The following is a 2715-nucleotide window of genomic DNA, read 5'->3' as shown; positions in this document are numbered from 1 at the left end:
CGGCCTGTTCGGCGGCGGGGTCGAGTTTTTGCAGCGAGGTCCACACCGGAATGATCATGAACGGCAGCATCACGTGCACCAGGGCGATGACGACCGCGAACGGCGTATAGAGCAGCTTCATCGGTGAGCCGCCGAGGGCTTGCAGCGTCTGGTTGACCAGGCCGTCGGCGCCGAGCAGCAGGCTCCAGCCGAACGCTCGCACCACCACCGAAATCAGCAATGGCGTGAGGATCAGGATCAGGAAGATCGAACGCCACGGCGCGCCCATCCGACTCAGGATGTAGGCCTCGGGTACGCCGATCACCACGCACAGCAGCGTGGTCAGGGCGCTGATCCAGAAGGTGCGCAGGAAGATTTCATAGAAGTACGGATCACCCAGCAGGCTGGTGTAGTGCTCGACGGTGTAGGCGTCGCTGTTGATGCCCGAACCGTAGTCGAAGACATTGAACGACAGCACCAGCGTCAGGCCGAGGGGAATCACCAGCAGACCCAGGTACAAGGCCAGGGCCGGGGCCGACATCCAATAGCCTTGGCGGCCACGCTTCATGGCGTCGATCAGCTTCATGCCGACACCTCATCCACGCTCAACACCCGCAGCAACGCCGGGTCCCAGTCGAGGCCGACGGCGGTGCCTTCGGCCAGCGGCGCCGAACCATCGTTGCGCCGTACCACGCTGAGTTCACCCAAGTGGGTGGAGACGCCATACAACCACTGGCTGCCGAGGAAGAAACGGTTGGTGACGGTGCCTTGCAGCCGTCCCGAGCCGGGGGCGCACAGGTCGATTTTTTCCGGGCGCAGGCTCAGGGTCAGCTCGCCTTTACCGGCGCTGCTGGCTTGCACGACGCCCGCGCTGTCACGCTCGCCGGGTAGCAGATTGGCCTTGCCGACGAAGCCGGAAATGAATTCGGTGCGTGGATGTTCGTAAAGGGTATAGGGCGCGTCGATCTGGGTAATACGGCCGGCCTGCATCACCACGACTCGGTCGCTGATCGACAGCGCCTCGGATTGATCGTGCGTGACCATCAGCGTGGTGATGCCGACTTCGCGCTGGATCCGGCGGATTTCGAACTGCATTTCTTCGCGCAGGTTGGCGTCGAGGTTGGACAGCGGCTCGTCGAGCAGCAACACCGGCGGTTCGATCACCAGCGCCCGGGCCAACGCGACGCGCTGGCGCTGGCCGCCAGAAAGCTCCCGTGGGTAACGCTCGGCGTGCCGATCCAGGCGCACCAGCTTGAGCACGCGATCGACACGGGACTGCAACTGGGCGCTGGGCACTTTGCGCATGCGCAAGCCGAAGGCGACGTTGTCCTTGACGGTCATGTGGGGAAATAGCGCGTAACTCTGGAACACCACGCCCAGGCCGCGGCTGGCGGGCTTGGCGTGGGTGATGTCGCGCCCGTCCAGCAGGATGCGGCCGCTGGTGGCCTCGACGAAGCCGGCAATCATTTGCAGCGTCGTGGTCTTGCCGCAACCGGACGGCCCCAGCAGGGAGACAAACTCGCCTTTCTCCACCGAGAGGTTGGTGGCGACCACGGCGTCCAGGTCGCCATAACGTTTGCTCAAGTCTTCAAGTTGCACGAAAGCCATGACTGCGCTCCACCTGAGATTGTTATGCGTCGCCGCGAGGCGCGCTTTTTTGTATGGGCAGATACGAAAGGATGTCGCGGGGTGCGTTGGCGCTCGACTTCACGTCGGCTGCCGCTGTTGTTCGAATCGCCCCTGTATGGACGCAGAGTAGGACGAAGAATAGGATGGGCTCAATGGACTATTTCACTGAAGCGATGACTATTTTCAGTTTCATTCGGTGAGTAAATAACTGAGTAGAAAATTTTATGCCTGATTCCATTGAGCGGAATACTGAAAAGAACGAAGTGGGGGTTGGCTCCGTCTCTCGGTTGTTTGCAGTGCTGCGCAGCCTGGGCGAGACCGCCGAGGGGGGCGAGCGCGTCACGCAACTGGCGCAGCGCATCGGCCTGTCCCAGCCCACCACGCACCGCTTGCTGCGCAACCTGATGGACGAAGGCATGGTCGAGCAGGATGCGCGCAGCAAACGCTATCGCCTGAGCCTGGATTTCTTCGCCCTGGCCGCCCGCGCCGGCAACACCGGCAACCTGCGGGAGCTGGCCAGGCCCGCCATGTTGCGGTTGTCGGCGTCCCTGGGGGATTCGCTATTCTTGCTGGCGCGCTGCGGCTTCGATGCGATCTGCCTGGACCGCAGTGAAGGACCGTTTCCGATCCGCACCTTCACCGGTGACATCGGCGGTCGAGTGGCCTTGGGCGTGGGGCAGGGCAGCCTGGCGATCCTGGCGTTCCTGCCGGAGGAAGAGCGCGACACGGTGATTCATTACAACCTGCCGCGGCTCAAGGATTTTCATCTCTACGATGAGGTTTTCCTGCGCACGGAAGTGGAGAACGTCCGCGCGCTGGGTTATGCCGGGCGCAACACCGGGGTGTTGCAGGGCATGGCCGGGGTGGCGGTGCCCATTCTCGATCGGGAGGGGCGGGCCGTGGCGGCCTTGAGCGTGGCAACTATCAGCGATCGCCTCGGGCCGGATCGCCTGCCGACCGTGGTGGAATGCTCAAGCGCGAAGCGGCGGTGATCGGACCGCGGATCAATCCGTTCGACCCGCTGCTGCGCAGGCCTTCGCAGGTGTTCAGGCAGGGGTGAATGAAGTCTTCCGGACCTTTGCCACCCTGTGGGAGCGAGCTTGCTCG

2 protein-coding genes and 1 pseudogene are annotated in these 2715 nt (G+C 63.2%); 1 reads left to right on the top strand and 2 read right to left on the bottom strand.

All coding sequences use genetic code 11. The features are described from left to right. Positions 1-565: ABC transporter permease (locus OC610_RS25150; protein ID WP_264431727.1), on the bottom strand; the 565-nt coding region annotated here is incomplete at its 3' end. After that, entirely contained in the window at positions 562-1587 is a 1026-nt protein-coding gene (locus tag OC610_RS25145) for an ABC transporter ATP-binding protein (RefSeq protein ID WP_264431726.1), read from the bottom strand. The genes OC610_RS25150 and OC610_RS25145, both read right to left, overlap by 4 nt. Positions 1588-1832: 245 nt before the next feature. On the opposite strand from OC610_RS25145, the pseudogene OC610_RS25140 reads away from it, so the two are divergent. Next, positions 1833-2668, top strand: a pseudogene (locus OC610_RS25140) (IclR family transcriptional regulator). Positions 2669-2715: the final 47 nt, after the last annotated feature.

This window comes from Pseudomonas agronomica (assembly GCF_025917275.1).
GTDB lineage: Bacteria > Pseudomonadota > Gammaproteobacteria > Pseudomonadales > Pseudomonadaceae > Aquipseudomonas > Aquipseudomonas agronomica.
The sequence above is the reverse complement of the archived record's forward strand: the minus strand, read 5'-3'. Positions and strand labels throughout refer to the sequence as shown.